Annotated in this window: 14 protein-coding genes; 9 read left to right on the top strand and 5 right to left on the bottom strand. The window is 67.0% G+C overall.

Annotated features, from left to right (window positions below; all coding sequences use genetic code 11):
- The first annotated feature begins 19 nt into the window (after positions 1-19).
- The 3 genes from KHC23_RS24415 to rpsA all read left to right on the top strand — a co-directional run bounded on the left by KHC23_RS24415 (position 20) and on the right by rpsA (position 4,233).
- Entirely contained in the window at positions 20-358 is a 339-nt protein-coding gene (locus tag KHC23_RS24415; RefSeq protein WP_246544626.1) for a hypothetical protein, read from the top strand.
- Positions 359-663: 305 nt separating this feature from the next.
- Entirely contained in the window at positions 664-2,103 is a 1,440-nt protein-coding gene (locus KHC23_RS14540; RefSeq protein WP_246544625.1) for a hypothetical protein, read from the top strand.
- A 423-nt stretch (positions 2,104-2,526) separates the two neighbouring features.
- Positions 2,527-4,233, top strand: coding sequence for a 30S ribosomal protein S1 (rpsA, locus tag KHC23_RS14535; protein WP_213373384.1), 1,707 nt, complete (start codon positions 2,527-2,529; stop codon positions 4,231-4,233).
- Positions 4,234-4,375: 142 nt separating this feature from the next.
- On the opposite strand, the gene KHC23_RS14530 is transcribed toward rpsA, so the two are convergent.
- Entirely contained in the window at positions 4,376-5,287 is a 912-nt protein-coding gene (locus KHC23_RS14530; RefSeq protein ID WP_213373383.1) for a DMT family transporter, read from the bottom strand.
- Positions 5,288-5,405: 118 nt separating this feature from the next.
- Between KHC23_RS14530 and KHC23_RS14525 the strand changes: the two genes are divergently transcribed.
- Positions 5,406-6,191 carry an ArsR/SmtB family transcription factor gene (locus KHC23_RS14525; protein ID WP_213373382.1) on the top strand — a complete coding sequence of 262 codons (786 nt, stop codon included), beginning with the start codon at positions 5,406-5,408 and terminating at the stop codon, positions 6,189-6,191.
- Between the two features lie 116 nt (positions 6,192-6,307).
- Positions 6,308-6,871 carry a YqhA family protein gene (locus tag KHC23_RS14520; protein ID WP_213373381.1) on the top strand — a complete coding sequence of 188 codons (564 nt, stop codon included), beginning with the start codon at positions 6,308-6,310 and terminating at the stop codon, positions 6,869-6,871.
- On the opposite strand, the gene KHC23_RS14515 is transcribed toward KHC23_RS14520, so the two are convergent.
- Both KHC23_RS14515 and hemH read right to left on the bottom strand, forming a co-directional pair.
- The gene (locus tag KHC23_RS14515) at positions 6,868-7,491 is read right to left on the bottom strand and encodes a sugar O-acetyltransferase (protein ID WP_213373380.1); all 624 of its coding nucleotides are present in this window, start codon (positions 7,489-7,491) and stop codon (positions 6,868-6,870) included. The genes KHC23_RS14520 and KHC23_RS14515 overlap by 4 nt on opposite strands.
- A 217-nt stretch (positions 7,492-7,708) precedes the next feature.
- The gene (gene hemH, locus KHC23_RS14510) at positions 7,709-8,806 is read right to left on the bottom strand and encodes a ferrochelatase (protein WP_213373379.1); all 1,098 of its coding nucleotides are present in this window, start codon (positions 8,804-8,806) and stop codon (positions 7,709-7,711) included.
- 155 nt (positions 8,807-8,961) lie between these two features.
- Here hemH and KHC23_RS14505 point away from each other — a divergent pair, with 155 nt between their 5' ends.
- From KHC23_RS14505 to KHC23_RS14495, 3 genes are all read left to right on the top strand, one after another.
- Entirely contained in the window at positions 8,962-9,768 is an 807-nt protein-coding gene (locus KHC23_RS14505) for a pyrroline-5-carboxylate reductase family protein (RefSeq protein WP_213373378.1), read from the top strand.
- 101 nt (positions 9,769-9,869) lie between these two features.
- Positions 9,870-10,724, top strand: coding sequence for a hypothetical protein (locus KHC23_RS14500; protein WP_213373377.1), 855 nt, complete (start codon positions 9,870-9,872; stop codon positions 10,722-10,724).
- A gap of 9 nt (positions 10,725-10,733) precedes the next feature.
- Positions 10,734-11,357: a hypothetical protein gene (locus KHC23_RS14495; RefSeq protein ID WP_213373376.1), complete on the top strand. Its 624-nt coding sequence runs from the start codon at positions 10,734-10,736 to the stop codon at positions 11,355-11,357.
- A gap of 4 nt (positions 11,358-11,361) precedes the next feature.
- Here the strand turns inward: KHC23_RS14495 and KHC23_RS14490 are convergent, their stop codons facing one another.
- A complete protein-coding gene (locus tag KHC23_RS14490) occupies positions 11,362-12,789 on the bottom strand; it encodes a homospermidine synthase (RefSeq protein ID WP_213373375.1) in 1,428 nt (475 codons plus the stop codon).
- Between the two features lie 232 nt (positions 12,790-13,021).
- Entirely contained in the window at positions 13,022-14,239 is a 1,218-nt protein-coding gene (locus tag KHC23_RS14485) for a polyhydroxyalkanoate depolymerase (protein ID WP_213373518.1), read from the bottom strand.
- A 368-nt stretch (positions 14,240-14,607) separates the two neighbouring features.
- Here KHC23_RS14485 and KHC23_RS14480 point away from each other — a divergent pair, with 368 nt between their 5' ends.
- Complete coding sequence (locus tag KHC23_RS14480; RefSeq protein WP_213373374.1) at positions 14,608-15,429, top strand: glutathione S-transferase; 822 nt, start codon at positions 14,608-14,610, stop codon at positions 15,427-15,429.
- Positions 15,430-15,509: the final 80 nt, after the last annotated feature.

The raw sequence follows: 15,509 nt of genomic DNA, 5'->3' as shown, positions 1-15,509 counted from the left end.
CCTGCGCGCGGAGGACACCATGGCCCCCACTCCCGATGAGCCGGCCCGGCTGCAGGAACCGCTGCGGAAGGCACTGCCGGCGCTGCTGCCACCTCAAGCTGCCGATCAAGCTGCGGACATGGCCGCAGCCGGCGTTCCGGCTGCCGCCACGGGACCCGCTGCGGCTTCCGCCTTCGACTGGCTGGCCGCCCCGACCACCCACCCGGAAGAGATGAAGGCGGCCTATGAGGTCCGCCTCGGCCCGCTGCGCCTTTCCGCCGGCGCCCGCATGACCCCCGCCGCCGTCATCGCCGCCGGGGTCTGCACCGGGATCATCCTGCTGGGGGTGGCGGTGGTGATCCGGGCGGGGAGAAGGTGAGGGGGCTTGCCTAATATCCCTGAGATGAATTCATGAAGATCCCGAACACGCTCCCATGCCGTTTATTCCAAGTGGGTCGGGCTCGGCAAGTTATGTGATTTCAAATTTTGGCGTTGACTTCATCTGCTTACTTGGGCACCCTTTCTACGCTTCCGGATGGAGGCTGAAAATGAAACCTGAGATGGTTTCGGTTGTAATATCGCTGGAGAGCGGTGGAATCAGGTCAGTCTCTGACCAGAGGGCTTATGCACGTTGTTGCATATAACAGCCGAGGCCAGTCTCTTCGTAAAAGAAGGACTGGAATAATGGGTACCCCAAAAATCATAATCCGCTTCGCGGTGGTCGCTGAGCAGCCGAACTCGCGCGACGAGGAGAGGCTGAGTAACATAGCTTCTGAAAATTCTATTGCTGGTATCAAGCGATACACTGGTTTTATTCGTGGTCGCGACCTCTATCCCCTTTTCGATCACTTGACTCTCGAGGCTAATCCGCGAGCCGCGAAGACTGGGCCAGTAACGCGAGCGATTATCGAGTCATTGGAGCAAACACCAGAGCTGTTTCCATTTAAGTCCAAGGGCATTCTACTGGGCACATCCAATTATGAGTCACTTCAGAGAAACCGATTTGAATTGAATTTTGGCGATCCAGAATCTGAGGGTGTTCTAGACGGTGGACATAACATGCTTGCCATCGGAATTTTTATGCTTTCTACAGTGGCAGAAACACGTGAGCTGTCGCGTGTTACGCTGTGGGATGATATGAAAGACCTGTGGGAGGCGCGCCGCTCTGACCTCGAGAAAGTACGGGAGCGGTTTGATTTTCTCGTGCCCCTTGAGCTTCTGGTCCCGTCCGATGCTGAGGACGATCGTTCCGTACAGCAGTTCGAAATGTCTGTTCTCGACATTTGTGCAGCGCGAAACAATAACGCACAACTTACACAGGAAACAAAATCCAATAAGCTCGGATTTTATGACGAAATTCGCGTGCGCCTCCCTTCGGAGATCGCAAAGCGCGTCGAGTGGAAGAGTAATGAGTGGGAAAGTAGCGAATCAAAACCGATAAAAGTTCGCGATCTACTTGCGCTTTGCTGGATACCTCTCAATAAGGCCAATGAAGAGGGGCTTTTACCGATAGATATATCGGTTACTCCTCAAAATATTTACAGAAATAAAGGTGAATGTTCTAAGCAATTTGACAAATTGATGTTAAACGATGAAGTTTCGTTGCCAAACGATGGCCCAACGCACGAATCGATTAATGAAACTGTCGCTAGCTGTTTCGATATATTGGCCGATCTCCCGCGGCTCTATGATAAAATATACGCTGATTTTCCTGAGGCATATAATTCAAATGGGTATCGCTTCGGATCGAACTCTATTGTTAAGATATATGATCCTCTCAAGCGTGAGTCAGCAAAAGATAAGAATGCCTATGTTGCGGCCCAGCCCGTCACCCCATTCACGAGCATCCGGGTAGGTTATCGCTACCCAGATGGATTGATAATGCCACTTGTGTATGGCTTGAAGGGGCTAATGAAAGCAGAGGGTGGGCGAGTGATATGGGCCACGGATCCCTTTGATTTTCTTGACGAGTATTTCAGAGACATTGCTGGCGCGTATCGTCTGGTCCTTGATATGGCTCGTTTCGATCCCCAAAAGCTCGCTAAAAATCAGGCTAGCCACGAGTTTGCCGTGGGAGAGTTTGAGAAGGCGCTGATTAAGCATCGTGCCAAGTTGGCAGTATGAGTAAATCGGCGGGCGGCACGCCGCCGCCCGCCGAACTGCTCAAGCCAATGCCCTCCCCACCCTTGCCCTTCCCCTCCCCTTGCGCTATTGCACGCGCTTGTCCGGGCCACCATCTTATCGAGGCGGTCCATCGGGAGGGCCGGGGGCGCGGGATGCGCGCTCTCCGTGCTTGGAGGCCTGTCCTCCGATCCTGCCTCGCGGCGTGCCCCGGACAGTTCGGCGTTTCCGTGCGTGACGGCTCCCCTTGAGGCGGGCCGCACTTCCGGGGCGCCTCGCGTAAAAAGCTTTCAAAGCCTTGTTTGCCACGGCCAGCGCGCCGGGTCCGCTCATCGGGCGGACAGCGCCGGGCCCGCCAGTCCCGGCGCCCGTGGAGAACGAGGCTCATTCAACCCCATCCGGCGCAGATCCTGGCAAGGAGCTTATATGTCCGCTACTCAAACGCTTGCCGCCGCGCGTGACGATTTCGCCGCCATGCTGGAAGAGAGCTTCGGCGAGTCCGAACTCGCCGAAGGTTCCGTCGTCAAGGGCATCGTCGTCGCGATCGAGAAGGATCTCGCGATCATCGACATCGGCCTGAAGACCGAAGGCCGCGTGGCGCTCAAGGAATTCGCCGGCCCCGGCCGCGATCAGGAAATCAAGGTCGGCGACGAGGTCGAGGTCTATCTCGAGCGCGTCGAGAACGCGCTGGGCGAAGCCGTGCTCTCGCGCGACAAGGCCCGCCGCGAAGAGAGCTGGGTCCGGCTGGAGAAGGCGTTCAACGCCACCGAGAAGGTCACCGGCGTGATCTTCAACCAGGTCAAGGGCGGCTTCACCGTCGACCTCGACGGCGCCGTGGCGTTCCTGCCGCGCTCGCAGGTCGACATCCGCCCGATCCGCGACGTCGGCCCGCTGATGCACAACCCGCAGCCGTTCCAGATCCTCAAGATGGATCGCCGCCGCGGCAACATCGTGGTGTCGCGCCGCACCGTGCTGGAAGAGACCCGCGCCGAGCAGCGCCACGAGCTGGTGCAGAACCTCGAAGAGGGCCAGGTCATCGACGGCGTGGTCAAGAACATCACCGATTACGGTGCGTTCGTGGATCTGGGCGGCATTGACGGCCTGCTGCACGTCACCGACATCGCCTGGCGCCGCGTGAACCACCCGACCGAGGTGCTCTCCATCGGCCAGACGGTCAAGGTGAAGATCATCAAGATCAACCACGAGACCCACCGCATCTCGCTCGGCATGAAGCAGCTGCTCGGCGATCCGTGGGAGGGCATCGAGGCCAAGTACCCGGTGCAGGCCCGCTTCAAGGGTCGCGTCACCAACATCACCGACTACGGCGCGTTCGTCGAGCTGGAGCCGGGCATCGAGGGGCTGATCCACGTCTCCGAGATGAGCTGGACCAAGAAGAACGTCCACCCCGGCAAGATCGTCGCCACCTCGCAGGAAGTGGAAGTGGCGATCCTCGAGGTCGACCCGGTCAAGCGCCGCATCTCGCTCGGCCTCAAGCAGACCCTGCAGAACCCCTGGGAAGCCTTCGCCGAGAAGTACCCGGCCGGTTCCGCGGTCGAGGGCGAGGTCAAGAACAAGACCGAGTTCGGCCTGTTCCTGGGCCTCGACGGCGACGTCGACGGCATGGTCCACCTGTCGGATCTCGACTGGAACCGTCCCGGCGAGCAGATGATCGAGGAGTTCAAGAAGGGCGACATGATCAAGGCGGTCGTTCTCGACGTGGATGTCGAGAAGGAGCGCATCTCGCTCGGCGTGAAGCAGCTCGGCGGCGACCCCTTCCAGGACGCCGGCGAACTGCGCAAGGGCGCCATCGTCACCTGCGAGGTGATCGACGTGAAGGATGGCGGCGTCGATGTGAAGATCATCGGCTCCGACATGACCGCCTTCGTGAAGCGCTCGGAACTGGCCCGCGACCGCGGCGACCAGCGTCCGGACCGCTTCGCCGTCGGCGAGAAGTTCGACGCCCGCGTCACCCTGTTCGACCGCAAGGCGCGCAAGGTGCAGGTCTCGATCAAGGCGCTGGAAATCGCCGAGGAGAAGGAAGCCGTGGCCCAGTTCGGCTCGCAGGATTCCGGTGCCTCGCTCGGCGACATCCTCGGCGCCGCGCTGAAGAAGCAGGCCGAGAAGGCGGATTGATCGGCCTCTCTGGAGAAGGCGGCGTGCGCCGCCTCTCTGGAGAAGACGGATTGATCCGCCTGATCCGGCCCGCCTGAGCGCGGATCGACAAAGCTGAAAGATGGCCGGCGTGGCGACACGCCGGCCGTTTTGTTTTGCGCGCTCACCGCCGCCGGACAGGCCATACCCTCGGCAGCGTCATCGCCGCCACGCCGATGACCACCGCGATCAACCCGAGCCAGACGGTGGGCGCCAGCGCCTCGCCGAGGAAGGCGACGCTGATGCCGACGCCGATCGGCACCCTGAGATAGGCCTGCGCCGTGGCGCCCACCGGGCCGAGCGTGCGCAGCAGGCGGAAATACAGCACGAAGGCCGCCGCCGTTGAGGCGAGCGCCAGCGCCAGCAGCGCCGCCAGCGAGGCGGGCGAGGGGGCGAGCTGCCATGGCCGGTCGACCACCAGCGCCAGCGGCGCCAGCAGCACCGTGCCGCACAGCAGCGAGCCGCAGGCCGGCAGCACGGGATCGAGCCCGGCAAAGCGCGTGCCGAACAGCGCCGCGCCGGCATAGCAGGCGGTGGCGAGGAGGATGGCGAGCGGCGCCAGCAGCGCCCCCGGCGTCGCGAATGCCTCCGCATTGAGCGCCTCCGTCCCCACCACGAGGCCGGTGCCGAGCAGCCCGCAGGCGACGCCCACCAGCCGCAGCGCCCCGCCGGAGGGATGCCGCCCGCTGAGCGCCGCCATCGCGAAGGCGAAGATCGGCGTGGTGGCGTTGAGGATGACCGCCAGCCCGGCGCCGAGCCGCGTCTCCGCCCAGGCGATGAGGGTGAACGGCACCGCGCTGTTGAGGCAGGCCTGGATGAGGAAGGCCCGCCACATCGCCCGGCCCGCCGGCAGGCGCAGCCCGCGCCCGCGCAGCACGGCGTAGAGCACCGCGCCGGCCAGCGCCGTGCGGGCGGCGATGAAGCTGAGCGGGGGAATGGTTTCTACCCCGATCTTGATGAAGCTGTAGGAGGCGCCCCACAGGGTCGACAACAGCAGCAGAAGGGCGAGTTCGACCGCGAGGCGGGGCTTTTCCATTGGATGTCCGGCGTGGGGGCGGGGCCCCTGTCTAGCGCCGGCGGGGGCGTGGATGTTTCGGCCGTGGCCGAAGCCTCATCGGCTGACGCGTGGCCGGCCGGGGGCTAGAATGAGCGGCATGAACGCCCCCCTCCCCCTTGATGCCGCCCCGGCCTTCGCCTCCGGCGCCCGCATCGCCGAGATCGCCGCGCTGCTGGGCGACCCCGCGCGCGCCAACATGCTGCTGGCGCTGATGGGCGGGCAGGCGCTGACCCCCGGTGAGCTGGCGCGCCATGCCGGGGTGAGCGCGCCCACCACCAGCGGGCATCTGGCGAAGCTGGCGGCGGCCGGCGTGGTGGCGGCACGGGCGCAGGGGCGCCACCGCTATTACCGGCTGGCCTCGCCGGAGATCGCCGAGGTGCTGCACGCGCTGATGGTGGCCGCCACCGCGGGCCCGCCGCGCCACCGCCCGCCCGGCCCGCGCGACGGCGCGCTGCGCCTCGCCCGCAGTTGCTACGACCACCTCGCCGGCCGGCTGGCGGTGGCGCTGCTGGGCGCGCTGGAGGCGCAGGGGCATGTGCGCCTCTCCAATGAGGGCGAGGCGGCCGAGCCGACGCCGCAGGGGCGGGAATTTCTGGCCGCCTTCGGCCTCGATCTCGATGGGCCGGGCCAAGGTTCAGGCCAAGGCTCCCGCCGCCCGCTGTGCCGCACCTGCCTCGACTGGAGCGAGCGGCGTCCGCATCTCTCCGGCCGGCTCGGCGCCGGCCTGCTGGAGCGGCTGCTGGTGCTGGGCTGGCTGACGCGCGTGCCCGGCAGCCGCGCCCTCACCCTCACCCGCGCCGGCGAGGCCGGGCTGATCGCGACCTTCCACCTGCCGCGCGACTGGCGCGAGGGGGCGGGGGGTCCAATCCGCGTCGCGTCCTGAAGGCGGCGGGCGGGCGCCAGCCCCGCCGGGCGTTTGATGGTGTCACTTTCCTCCGCTAGGTTCGGCCTTCTCCCGGCGCTTTCCGCGCCCCGGACGGCAGCGCGGAGGCGCCGAGCATGGTTGCAGACCCGACGCGCGGGGACCCGCCGGCAACGACGCCCGAGACGACGCGCTGGCTCGGCCGGCAGATCGTGCGCGTGGTGCTGCTCAGCCGCTGGGCGATGGTGCCGCTGTTTCTCGGCCTGTCGCTCGGGCTGCTGCTGCTGGTCGTCGCCTTCGCGCTGCGGCTGTGGCATTTCGCGATTCTGCTCCCCGGCCTGAGCGAGACGGCGGTGATCATGGAACTGCTCACCCTGATCGACCTGGTGCTGGTGGGCGGGCTGATGGTGATCATCATCCAGTCCGGCTACGAGAATTTCGTCGAGCAGATCGACCGCCGCCACGCCCCGGAGTCGCCGGCCTGGATGATGCGGATCAGCTTTTCCGGGCTGAAGCTCAAGCTGTTCGCCTCGCTGATGGCGATCTCCGCCATCACCCTCCTGAAGGCGCTGATGCGGCTGGAGACCGATGTGAGCGAGACCCAGGTGCGCTGGTTGATGGCGGCGAGCGTGCTGTTTCTCGCCGCCTATGCCGTGCTCGCCTTCACCGACCGTTTCGCCGGCACGGCGAAGGACGATTAGGGCGAGGGTTCGCGGGTTTGGCGGGGGCCAAGCACCCGCGCCGGGTTGCCCACCGCGGTCGCCCCGGCGGGCACGTCTTTTGTGACCACGGCGCCGGCGCCGATCACCGCGTCGTCGCCGATGGTGACGCCCGGCAGCAGGATGGCCTTGCCGCCGATCCACACATTGCGGCCGATGGTGACCGGACGGCCGAATTCCAGCCCGGCGCGGCGCACCTCCGGGTCGCGCGGGTGGTCGGCGGTGTAGATGTGGGTGCCGGGGCCGATCTCGGTGCCGTCGCCGATATGCACCGCCACCACGTCGAGGATCACGCAGTCGAAATTGAGGAACACCCCGGTGCCGAGATGGATGTTGACGCCATAGTCGCAATGGAAGGGCGGGCGGATGCCGGTGCGCTCGCCCACCGTGCCGAGCCCTTCCGCCAGCAGCGCGCGGCGCTCGGCGCGCGAGAGGGCGAGCGAGGCGTTGAACCGCGCCAGCCAGGCGAAATTGGCGCGCTCGGCGGCCTGAATGTCCGGGTCGCCGGCATGGTAGAGCTCGCCCGCCAGCATTTTCTGCCGTTCGGTGCGGAGGTCGCCGGCGGCGGGAAGGGTCGGTTCGGACCGGGGCGGTCGGGACATGGCCGGCTCTCCGTGGAAGATCGCGAGGCCCTCAATCGGCCATGGTCACCGGGCCGGCAAGACACGTTCGGTTTCGCGCGGTGACAGGGCGCGCGGCCGGCGCCGCCATCCCTCCCCCTCATGCCCGGGCCTGACCCGGGCACCCCGATTTCAGCCATGGCGTCGGCGACGAGGCTGGGTCCCCGGGTCAAGCCCGGGGAGGAGGGCTGCGTGCCCCCTACAGCTCGGCCCAGCCCTTCAGCTCGCGCGTCACCACCGCCTCCAGCACCTTGATGCCGTCGGGCGAGTCGTTGAGGCAGGGGATGAAGTGGAACTTCTCGCCGCCATTGTGGTGGAAGATCTCGGCGTTTTCGCCGGCGATTTCCTCCAGCGTCTCCAGGCAATCGGCCACAAAACCGGGGGTGAGCACGGCGAGGCGCTTGACGCCGGATTTCGCCAGCGCCTCCACCGTCTTGTCGGTGTAGGGCTGCAGCCATTCGGCGCGGCCGAAGCGGGACTGGAAGGTGAGGCGCAGCCTGTCCTCGGGCCAGCCGAGCCGCTCGCGCACCAGCCGCGTGGTCTTGTAGCAGTAGCAGTGATAGGGGTCGCCCTTGTCGAAATACTCCTTCGGGATGCCGTGGAAGGAGGCGAGCACCAGCTCCGGCTCCCAGTCCAGCTTGGCCAGTTCCGAGGTGATGGAATTGGCCAGCGCCTCGATATAGGCCGGCTCGTCCGGCCAGTGCGGGGCGACCCGCAGCACCGGCTGCCAGCGCATCTTCTTCAGCGCGTCGAAGGCGGCGTCGCACACGGTGGCGGAGGTGGCGGCGGCGTATTGCGGGTAGAGCGGCACCAGCAGCAGGCGCTCGCAGCCTTGGCGCTGCAGCGCCTCGATGCGGGAGGCGACGGAGGGGTTGCCGTAGCGCATCGCCCAGTCGAAGACGAGCCGGTCGCTGCGCACGCCGAGCGCGGCGGCGAGCTTTTCCGACTGCGCCCGGGTGATGGTGCGCAGCGGCCCCTCGTCGCGCTCCTTGTTCCAGATCGTCGCGTAGTCGCGGCCCTTGGCCTGCGGCCGGCGGGACAGGATGATGACATTGAGGATGAACCACCACAGCACCCGGTTGACCTCGATCACCCGGCGGTCGGAGAGGAACTCCTTGAGGTAGCGCCGCATCGACCAGTAGTCGGTGCCGTCCGGCGTGCCGAGATTGACGATGAGCACGCCGATCCTGCCATAAGCGACGGGGGGGTGGCCGGCGGGCAGCCCGCCATCGGGGCCGGGGCGAAGGGCGGGGGTGAGGGCGACTTGGGCCGCGTCCACGGCAACAGGCTTGTTCATCGGCACTCCCTCGAACTGATCGCCGCCGGCAGCGTCTGCCGTGCTTATAGGGGGACGGGCGGCGGTTTCCAACCGGGCCGATGTCGCGCCCGCGCCGCCTCGCAGGCTGTTGTACGCGCCCGCGCCGGCGTAGGTTCAGGGCGGGAGGACACGGCATGGACAAAATCTCGGGAACGTTCGGCCTTGTCGGCTGCGGCCAGCTCGGCGCCGCCCTCGCCGGGGCGCTGCTGCGGGCGGAGGCGGTGGCGCCGGCGCGGATGTGGGTCGCCAATCGCTCCGGGCCGGTGCCGGCGCTCGCCGGCCATGCTGGGCTGAACTGGACCGCCGATGTCGGATTGCTGGCGGAGCGGTGCGACACGCTGCTGCTCGCCCTGCCGCCGGCGGCAGGGCGGAAACTGCGCTTGGCCGGGGCGGGGCGGCTGGTGATCTCGGTCATGGCGGGGGTGACGGTCGAGGAACTGGGCGCTGTCAGCGGCGGGGCGCGGGTGGTGCGGGCGATGTCCAGCCCCGCCGCGGCGATCGGCATGGCCTGTTCGCCCTGGTTCGCGGCGGCGGGCGTCCGCGCGGCCGACCGGGCGACGGTGCGGGCGCTGTTCGCCGCCTGCGGCACCACCGACGAGGTGCCGGCGGAGAGCCAGATCGACGTGTTCACCGCCATCACCGGCCCGGTGCCGGGCTTCGTCGCCGCCTTCGCCGCGAGCGTGCAGGACTATGCGCAGGCGCAGGGCGTGGCGCCGGAGGTGGCGCGCCGGGCGGTGGGCCAGCTGTTCCACGCCGCCGGCGCGATGCTGGCCACGAGCGAGCGGCCGGCGGCGGATTTCGTCGAGGAGATGGTGGACTATGCCGGCACCACCGCCGCCGGGCTGGGGGCGCTGCGCGCGGCCGGCCTGTCCGATGTCATCGCGCAGGGGCTGGAGGCGGCCCGCCGGCGCTGCCTCACCATCGGACGGGAGGAGGGGTGAGGGAAACCAGCTCGGCCGGCCCGCGCGAAACCAGGATTTGTCGTACAACTTAAAGAGGTATAATGTAGTGTTACTCGTTTTGATAATGGCGGGAGGGTTGCATGACCGGCGGGATGCGGTGGCTTCTGAGTGCATTCGTGTGCCTTCTGGCGGGGGAGGCGATCGCCGCTTCCGCCTGCCCGGTGCCCGAGGCCGTGGCGGCGAGGCTGGCCGGCCGGCCGGCGCTGCTGGTCGAGGAGGGCGGAAGCTGGAGCGAGCTGCGTGCCAGCCGCAAGGTGCGCCTTTCCTCCGGCCGCAAGCGGTTCGCCTATCTCTTTCCGAGCGCCGACTCCGGTGCGATGGCGATCAAGTTCGCGAATATGCGGACCAAGGATGATTACCGCGCCACTCGGGTGCGGATCATTCGGCCGGGCTTTGCCGAATGCGGCATCGTGCCCTTCATACGTGCGCTGCTTCCGATTTCGAGCGATTTCTCGGGTTTCGGCACCACGGTCGACGTGGCCGATTATATCCGCTTCCACATGGCGCCGCGCGACCAGCCGCCGGTGCTGATCGGATTCCATCGCAACTATCCAGGGCCAGGCCGCAGCTGTCGGCGCACCGACGATGTGAGCAGCGGCAATCGTCAGCAGTTCCTGTTCGAAGACCGCTTCATCGATGCCAAGGTCGTGCTTCGGGACATGCGACTGGTGCGCCGCGCGATTGCCGACGGCAAGTTCGATCCGGACGACAGGGTGGACGCGGCGCTGCAGAAGTACACGCGCTATGCCCACATCGAAACCCAGATGCGGCAGTACGAGGGCGGCACGCCGTCCTGCATCCATTTCGTTGTTGCGGGCCAGCCGGGCGCACGGTCACGGCTCTGGCTCAATGATCTCGACCTGCGCGAGGCCTCGGGCCGCCGGCCTCATGTCGAGCCCAGCTGGACGATCGATTGGCTCCCCGAGGCGCAGTGAGGTGGAGCGATGGATAGCCCCACCAAGTACCTCAGCGATACCTTCGCCGCCTACAAGAAGATGTTGATCTCGTCGCAGATCCCTCCGGAAAAGATTCCCGAGACGGCGGCGAGCATGGAAAACAACGTCGCGGCCCTTATCGTCTCCAGCATATTGTTCTTCATCGCGCGCAGCATTGTGGGCACGCGTGGTGAACTCTTCGAGGTGGCGGCGCTGAATATCGGACTTGTCGTTGGCGTTATCGGCGCCATCATGCTGGTGCAGACCGTGGGTCTGGTGATCTGCCGTGATACGGCCTATGGCGCCAGCCGGGTTGACCAGTGGGGAACCTTCTTCGTCTTTTTGTGGACGTTCTCGCTGGTGGCGCTGGTCGCCGACCACCTGTTGATGACGCTGGGCTGGATTCCCGGCATCCACTCGCTGGCCGGCCGGTTCACCAATGGCGATGACGCCGCTACGCGCATTGCGTCGGCCGCAATCTATTCGCTTTCAGCGGTGGCGCTGCTCACCTTCAAGTCGCAACGGCAAAGCCCGGGCTTTCACCCGGGCAGCTATGCCGTTGCTGCCATCGTAGGAGTCTGCACCAACACGGTGCTGCTTTACTTCTTCGTCTTCCGCCTTCGCGACGTCTGACCGTTCACCGCACCAGGATGTTGCGGAACTGCCAGGGGTCCGAGGTGTCGATGTCCTCGGGGAACAGGCCGGGGCGGCCGTCCAGCGGGGTCCAGTCGGTGTAGTAGCCCTTCACCGTGCCGAGATAGGGCTTCTGGATCTCCAGGCAGCGGCGATAGTCCATCTCGTCGGTCTCGACGATGCCGGCCTCCGGGTTCTCCAGCGCCCACACCATGCCCGCGAGCACGGCGGAGGTGACCTGAAGACCGGTCGCGTTCTGGTAGGGCGCGAGCTGGCGGGTCTCCTCGATGGTGAGCTGGGAGCCGTACCAATAGGCGTTCCTGGCGTGGCCGAAGAGCAGCACGCCGAGCTCGTCGCGCCCGTCCACCACCTCGTGCTCGTCGAGAATGGCCCAGTCGCCGGAGAACTGGCCCTCATGGCCGAAGGTCTCGTGCCAGGAGACCAGCGCGTCGTTACAGGGGTGATAGGCGTAGTGGCAGGTCGGGCGGTAGGCGACCTGGGCGCCGTTGCGCACGGTGAAATAGTCGGCGATCGAGATCGACTCGTTATGGGTGACGAGGAAGCCGTGCTGCGGGCCGAGGCTCGGGCACCAGGTGCGCACCTTGGTGGCGGCGCCGGCCTGCATCAGGTAGATCGCCGCGCCGGAGCCGAAATTATGGGTGTGGGCGTTGGACGGCATCCATTTTTCATGGGTGCCCCAGCCGAGTTCGGAAGGCTGCAGCCCCTCGGAGACGAAGCCCTCGACCGACCAGGTGTTGACGAAGGTGCCGAACGGGCGCGGGTCGCGGGCGCGCTGGGTGTCGCGCTCGGCGATGTGGATGCCCTTCACGCCCACCTGGCTCATCAGCGCCGCCCAGCCCTCGCGGCTGGTCGGTTCCTCGAAGGCGAGGCCGGTATCGGTGGCGATATCGACCAGCGCCTGCTTGACGAACCACGACACCATGCCGGGATTGGCGCCGCAGCAGGAGACCGCGGTCGGCCCGCCGGGGTTGGCGCGCTTGGCCTTGAGCATGGATTCGCGCAGCGCGTAGTTGGAGCGGCTGGCGGCGGTGGCGTCCTTGTCGAAATAGAAGCCGAGCCAGGGCTCGACGACGGTGTCGATGTAGAGCGCGCCGCAGTCGCGGGCGAGCGTCATGATGTCGACCGAGCCGGTGTCGACCGAGAGGTTGATGACGAAGCCGCGCCCGCCGCCGGTGAGCAGGGGGGTCAGCACCTCGCGGTAGTTCTCCCGGGTGATCGCCTGCTGCAGGAAGCGGATGCCGCGCTCGTCCAGCAGGGCGCGGTTGTCGTCCACCGGGTCGATGACGGTCAGCCGTTCCTTGTCGAAATCGAAATGCCGCTCCAGCAGCGGCAGGGTACCGCGACCGATCGAGCCGAAGCCGATCATCACGATGGGACCGTCGATTTTTCCGTAGACCGGCCAGACTGACATTCTCGGGGACACTCCTTTGGTGCCGAGGGGATTCAAATGCGGCCGCACCATGGGGCCCGGCAGCCTGCCGCGTCAATGGTGACGGGGGCGTGACGGGGGTGGGGGAGCGGGGCGGAGTGCCATCCCGGCCGAGCCTCGGCGAGAGTCGGGATCGGGGAGTGGACCGGGGCGGGTGGCACAGCGCGCGATCCCGGACCGGCCTACGGCCGTCCGGGATGACAGCATCGCTCCCTCACGCGTCGGCGGCGAGGATGTGGTTGCGCACCAGCGGGTAGACCTGGCCCTTCCAGCGGCGGCCCGAGAACACGCCGTAATGGCCGACCCCGGCCTGCATGTGGTGGCGGCGCAGATGCGGGCGCAGGCTGGAGCAGATGTCCTGCGCCGCCACCGTCTGGCCGACCGCGCAGATGTCGTCGCGCTCGCCCTCCACGGTGAGCAGCGCGGTGCGGCGGATGGCGCGGAAATCGACGCTGCCGCCGCGATAGGTCAGCACCCCGCGCGGCAGATCGTGCTGCTGGAACACCTTGGCGATGGTTTCCAGATAGAACTCGGCGGCGAGGTCGAGCACGGCGAAATACTCGTCATAGAAGGTCTTGGAGCTCTGCGCCTTCTCGTGCTCGCCCATGGCGAGGTTCTCGAACAGCTGGACATGCGCCTTGACGTGGCGTTCGAGATTCATCGCCATGAAGGCGCTCACCTGGATGAAGCCGGGATAGACCCGCCGCCCCGCGCCGGGAAAACCCGGCGGCACGGTGGCGATGAGGTTCTGCTCGAACCACTCGATCGGCTTCGAGGTGGCGAGCTCGTTGACCTTGGTCGGGTTGATGCGGGTGTCGACCGGCCCGGCCATCAGCGTCATCGAGAGCGGCTGGGCGGGGTTGTTCTCCTGCGCCATCACCGCGCCGGCGGCGAGCACCTGCACGCAGGGCTGGCAGACGGCGAGCACATGGCCGCCCGGCCCGATCTCCTCCAGGAAGCGGATGACATGGCCGACATAATCGTCGAAGCCGAAGCCGCCGGCGGAAAGCGGCACGTCGCGGGCATTGTGCCAGTCGGTGACGTAGACGTCGTTCTCCGGCAGCAGGGTCTTCACCGTGTCCAAGAGCAGGGTGGCGAAATGGCCGGACAGCGGGGCGACCACCAGCAGGCGCGGCTGCGGCTGGTCGACATCCTTGGCGAAATGCAGCAGCGAGCCGAAGGGCAGCGACAGCGCCACCTCCTCGCGCACCGCGACCTCGCGATTGCCCACGCTCACGGTGCCGATGTCGAAGGGCGGGCGCCGATGGCTGAGGCCGGCGCGCTCGATCATCTCGCAGGCGGCGGTGAGGTTGCGCAGCAGCGGGTTGTCGCCAAGGCCGCCCATGGTGCCGAGCATCTGGCGCGACAGCCGCGCGGCCAGCCGGATCGGGTCGAACAGGTCGGACTGGGCCTGATAGGCGGCATAGATCATCGGCGGGGGATCTTCCGGCAACGGGCCTTGCGGCAAGGGGAGTTCCAGCGAAGGGTCTTCCGGCAGCAGCTCGGTCGGCGAGAGGTCATGCGCGCTCCGGTAGACGGCTCCTCGCCCGGCGACCGGTGCGGGGCGCACAGATCGACGATGGCCGGGAGGCCTGCCGGATGCATCCTAGAGCGGATGCAATGGCGCTGCCAAGGAGGTTGCCGGGTATGATGCCGGCGGGAGCTTGCGCGGGCCTCCCGCGGGCGGGCTCGGCGCCCGGCAAATCGCGCCCGGTGTCATCGGCGGGTCAGGGATGGCACGAATAGTGATTGCCCGCTGCGCGACCTCCAATCGACGCCCGCCGACACAGGAAGCCCGCCATGCCCGCACCGACCGCGCCGAAAGCCCCGCCCGCCCCCGGCTCCCGGAAGGCCCCGGCCAGGGCTCCGGCCAAGGCCCCGGCCAAAGCTCCGGCCAAGACGGCGGCGGCGGCGAAGGGGGCGGGCCTCGCGGCGGCCGGCGCGGGGAGGCCGGCGCCAGCGGCCAGCCCGGCGGCGGTGCTGACGATCAGCAGCAAGAACTATTCGTCCTGGTCGCTGCGCGGCTATCTGCTGTGCCGGCTGGCCGGGCTCGACATGGCCGAGGCGCGAGTCTCGGCCGACGATCCCTCGATCCGGGCCGAGCTGCTGCTGCAGTCCTCGTCCTTCCTGGTGCCGCGGCTCGACCATGAGGGGCTGCGCATCTGGGACACGCTGGCCATTGCCGAATACCTGCACGAATTGGCGCCAGAAGCCGGGCTTCTGCCCACGAACCGCGCAGCGCGGGCGCATTGCCGCTCGATCTGCGGCGAGATGCATTCCGGCTTCGCCAATCTGCGCTCGGCGCTGCCGATGAACATCAAGGCCCACCATCCCGGTTTCAAGGTGTGGGCCGGCGCGCAGGGCGACATCATGCGCATCGTCGCCATCTGGAGCGAGTGCCTGAAGACCTATGGCGGGCCGTACCTGTTCGGCCCCCACCCGACCATGGCGGACGCGATGTACGCCCCGGTGTGCTCGCGCTTCACCACCTATGACGTGCCGCTCGATCCCAACAGCCGGGCCTATTGCAAGGCTGTCCTCGCCCTCCCCGCGATGCGCGACTGGACGGCGGCGGCGCAGGAAGAGCCGGACGAGATGGAGGAACTCGACGTCGAGTTCTGAGGGGCGGGGCGCGTCGTCGGTCGACGGTGCGTCCGCTCGTTTACACAAAAGCCCCGTCATCCTCAGGCGCGCGCGCAGCG

This window comes from Ancylobacter dichloromethanicus (assembly GCF_018390645.1).
In the GTDB taxonomy this organism is placed as follows: domain Bacteria; phylum Pseudomonadota; class Alphaproteobacteria; order Rhizobiales; family Xanthobacteraceae; genus Ancylobacter; species Ancylobacter dichloromethanicus.
Note: the sequence above shows the minus strand (reverse complement) of the source record. Positions and strands in the feature narration are given on the sequence as shown.

Bases quoted from the DNA above. Each gene is read 5' to 3' on its own strand.
- KHC23_RS24415 (WP_246544626.1), top strand. From the start codon at position 20: ATGGCCCCCACTCCCGATGAGCCGGCCCGGCTGCAGGAACCGCTGCGG.
- KHC23_RS14540 (WP_246544625.1), top strand. From the start codon at position 664: ATGGGTACCCCAAAAATCATAATCCGCTTCGCGGTGGTCGCTGAGCAG.
- rpsA (WP_213373384.1), top strand. From the start codon at position 2,527: ATGTCCGCTACTCAAACGCTTGCCGCCGCGCGTGACGATTTCGCCGCC.
- KHC23_RS14530 (WP_213373383.1), bottom strand. From the start codon at position 5,287: ATGGAAAAGCCCCGCCTCGCGGTCGAACTCGCCCTTCTGCTGCTGTTG.
- KHC23_RS14525 (WP_213373382.1), top strand. From the start codon at position 5,406: ATGAACGCCCCCCTCCCCCTTGATGCCGCCCCGGCCTTCGCCTCCGGC.
- KHC23_RS14520 (WP_213373381.1), top strand. From the start codon at position 6,308: ATGGTTGCAGACCCGACGCGCGGGGACCCGCCGGCAACGACGCCCGAG.
- KHC23_RS14515 (WP_213373380.1), bottom strand. From the start codon at position 7,491: ATGTCCCGACCGCCCCGGTCCGAACCGACCCTTCCCGCCGCCGGCGAC.
- hemH (WP_213373379.1), bottom strand. From the start codon at position 8,806: ATGAACAAGCCTGTTGCCGTGGACGCGGCCCAAGTCGCCCTCACCCCC.
- KHC23_RS14505 (WP_213373378.1), top strand. From the start codon at position 8,962: ATGGACAAAATCTCGGGAACGTTCGGCCTTGTCGGCTGCGGCCAGCTC.
- KHC23_RS14500 (WP_213373377.1), top strand. From the start codon at position 9,870: ATGACCGGCGGGATGCGGTGGCTTCTGAGTGCATTCGTGTGCCTTCTG.
- KHC23_RS14495 (WP_213373376.1), top strand. From the start codon at position 10,734: ATGGATAGCCCCACCAAGTACCTCAGCGATACCTTCGCCGCCTACAAG.
- KHC23_RS14490 (WP_213373375.1), bottom strand. From the start codon at position 12,789: ATGTCAGTCTGGCCGGTCTACGGAAAAATCGACGGTCCCATCGTGATG.
- KHC23_RS14485 (WP_213373518.1), bottom strand. From the start codon at position 14,239: ATGATCTATGCCGCCTATCAGGCCCAGTCCGACCTGTTCGACCCGATC.
- KHC23_RS14480 (WP_213373374.1), top strand. From the start codon at position 14,608: ATGCCCGCACCGACCGCGCCGAAAGCCCCGCCCGCCCCCGGCTCCCGG.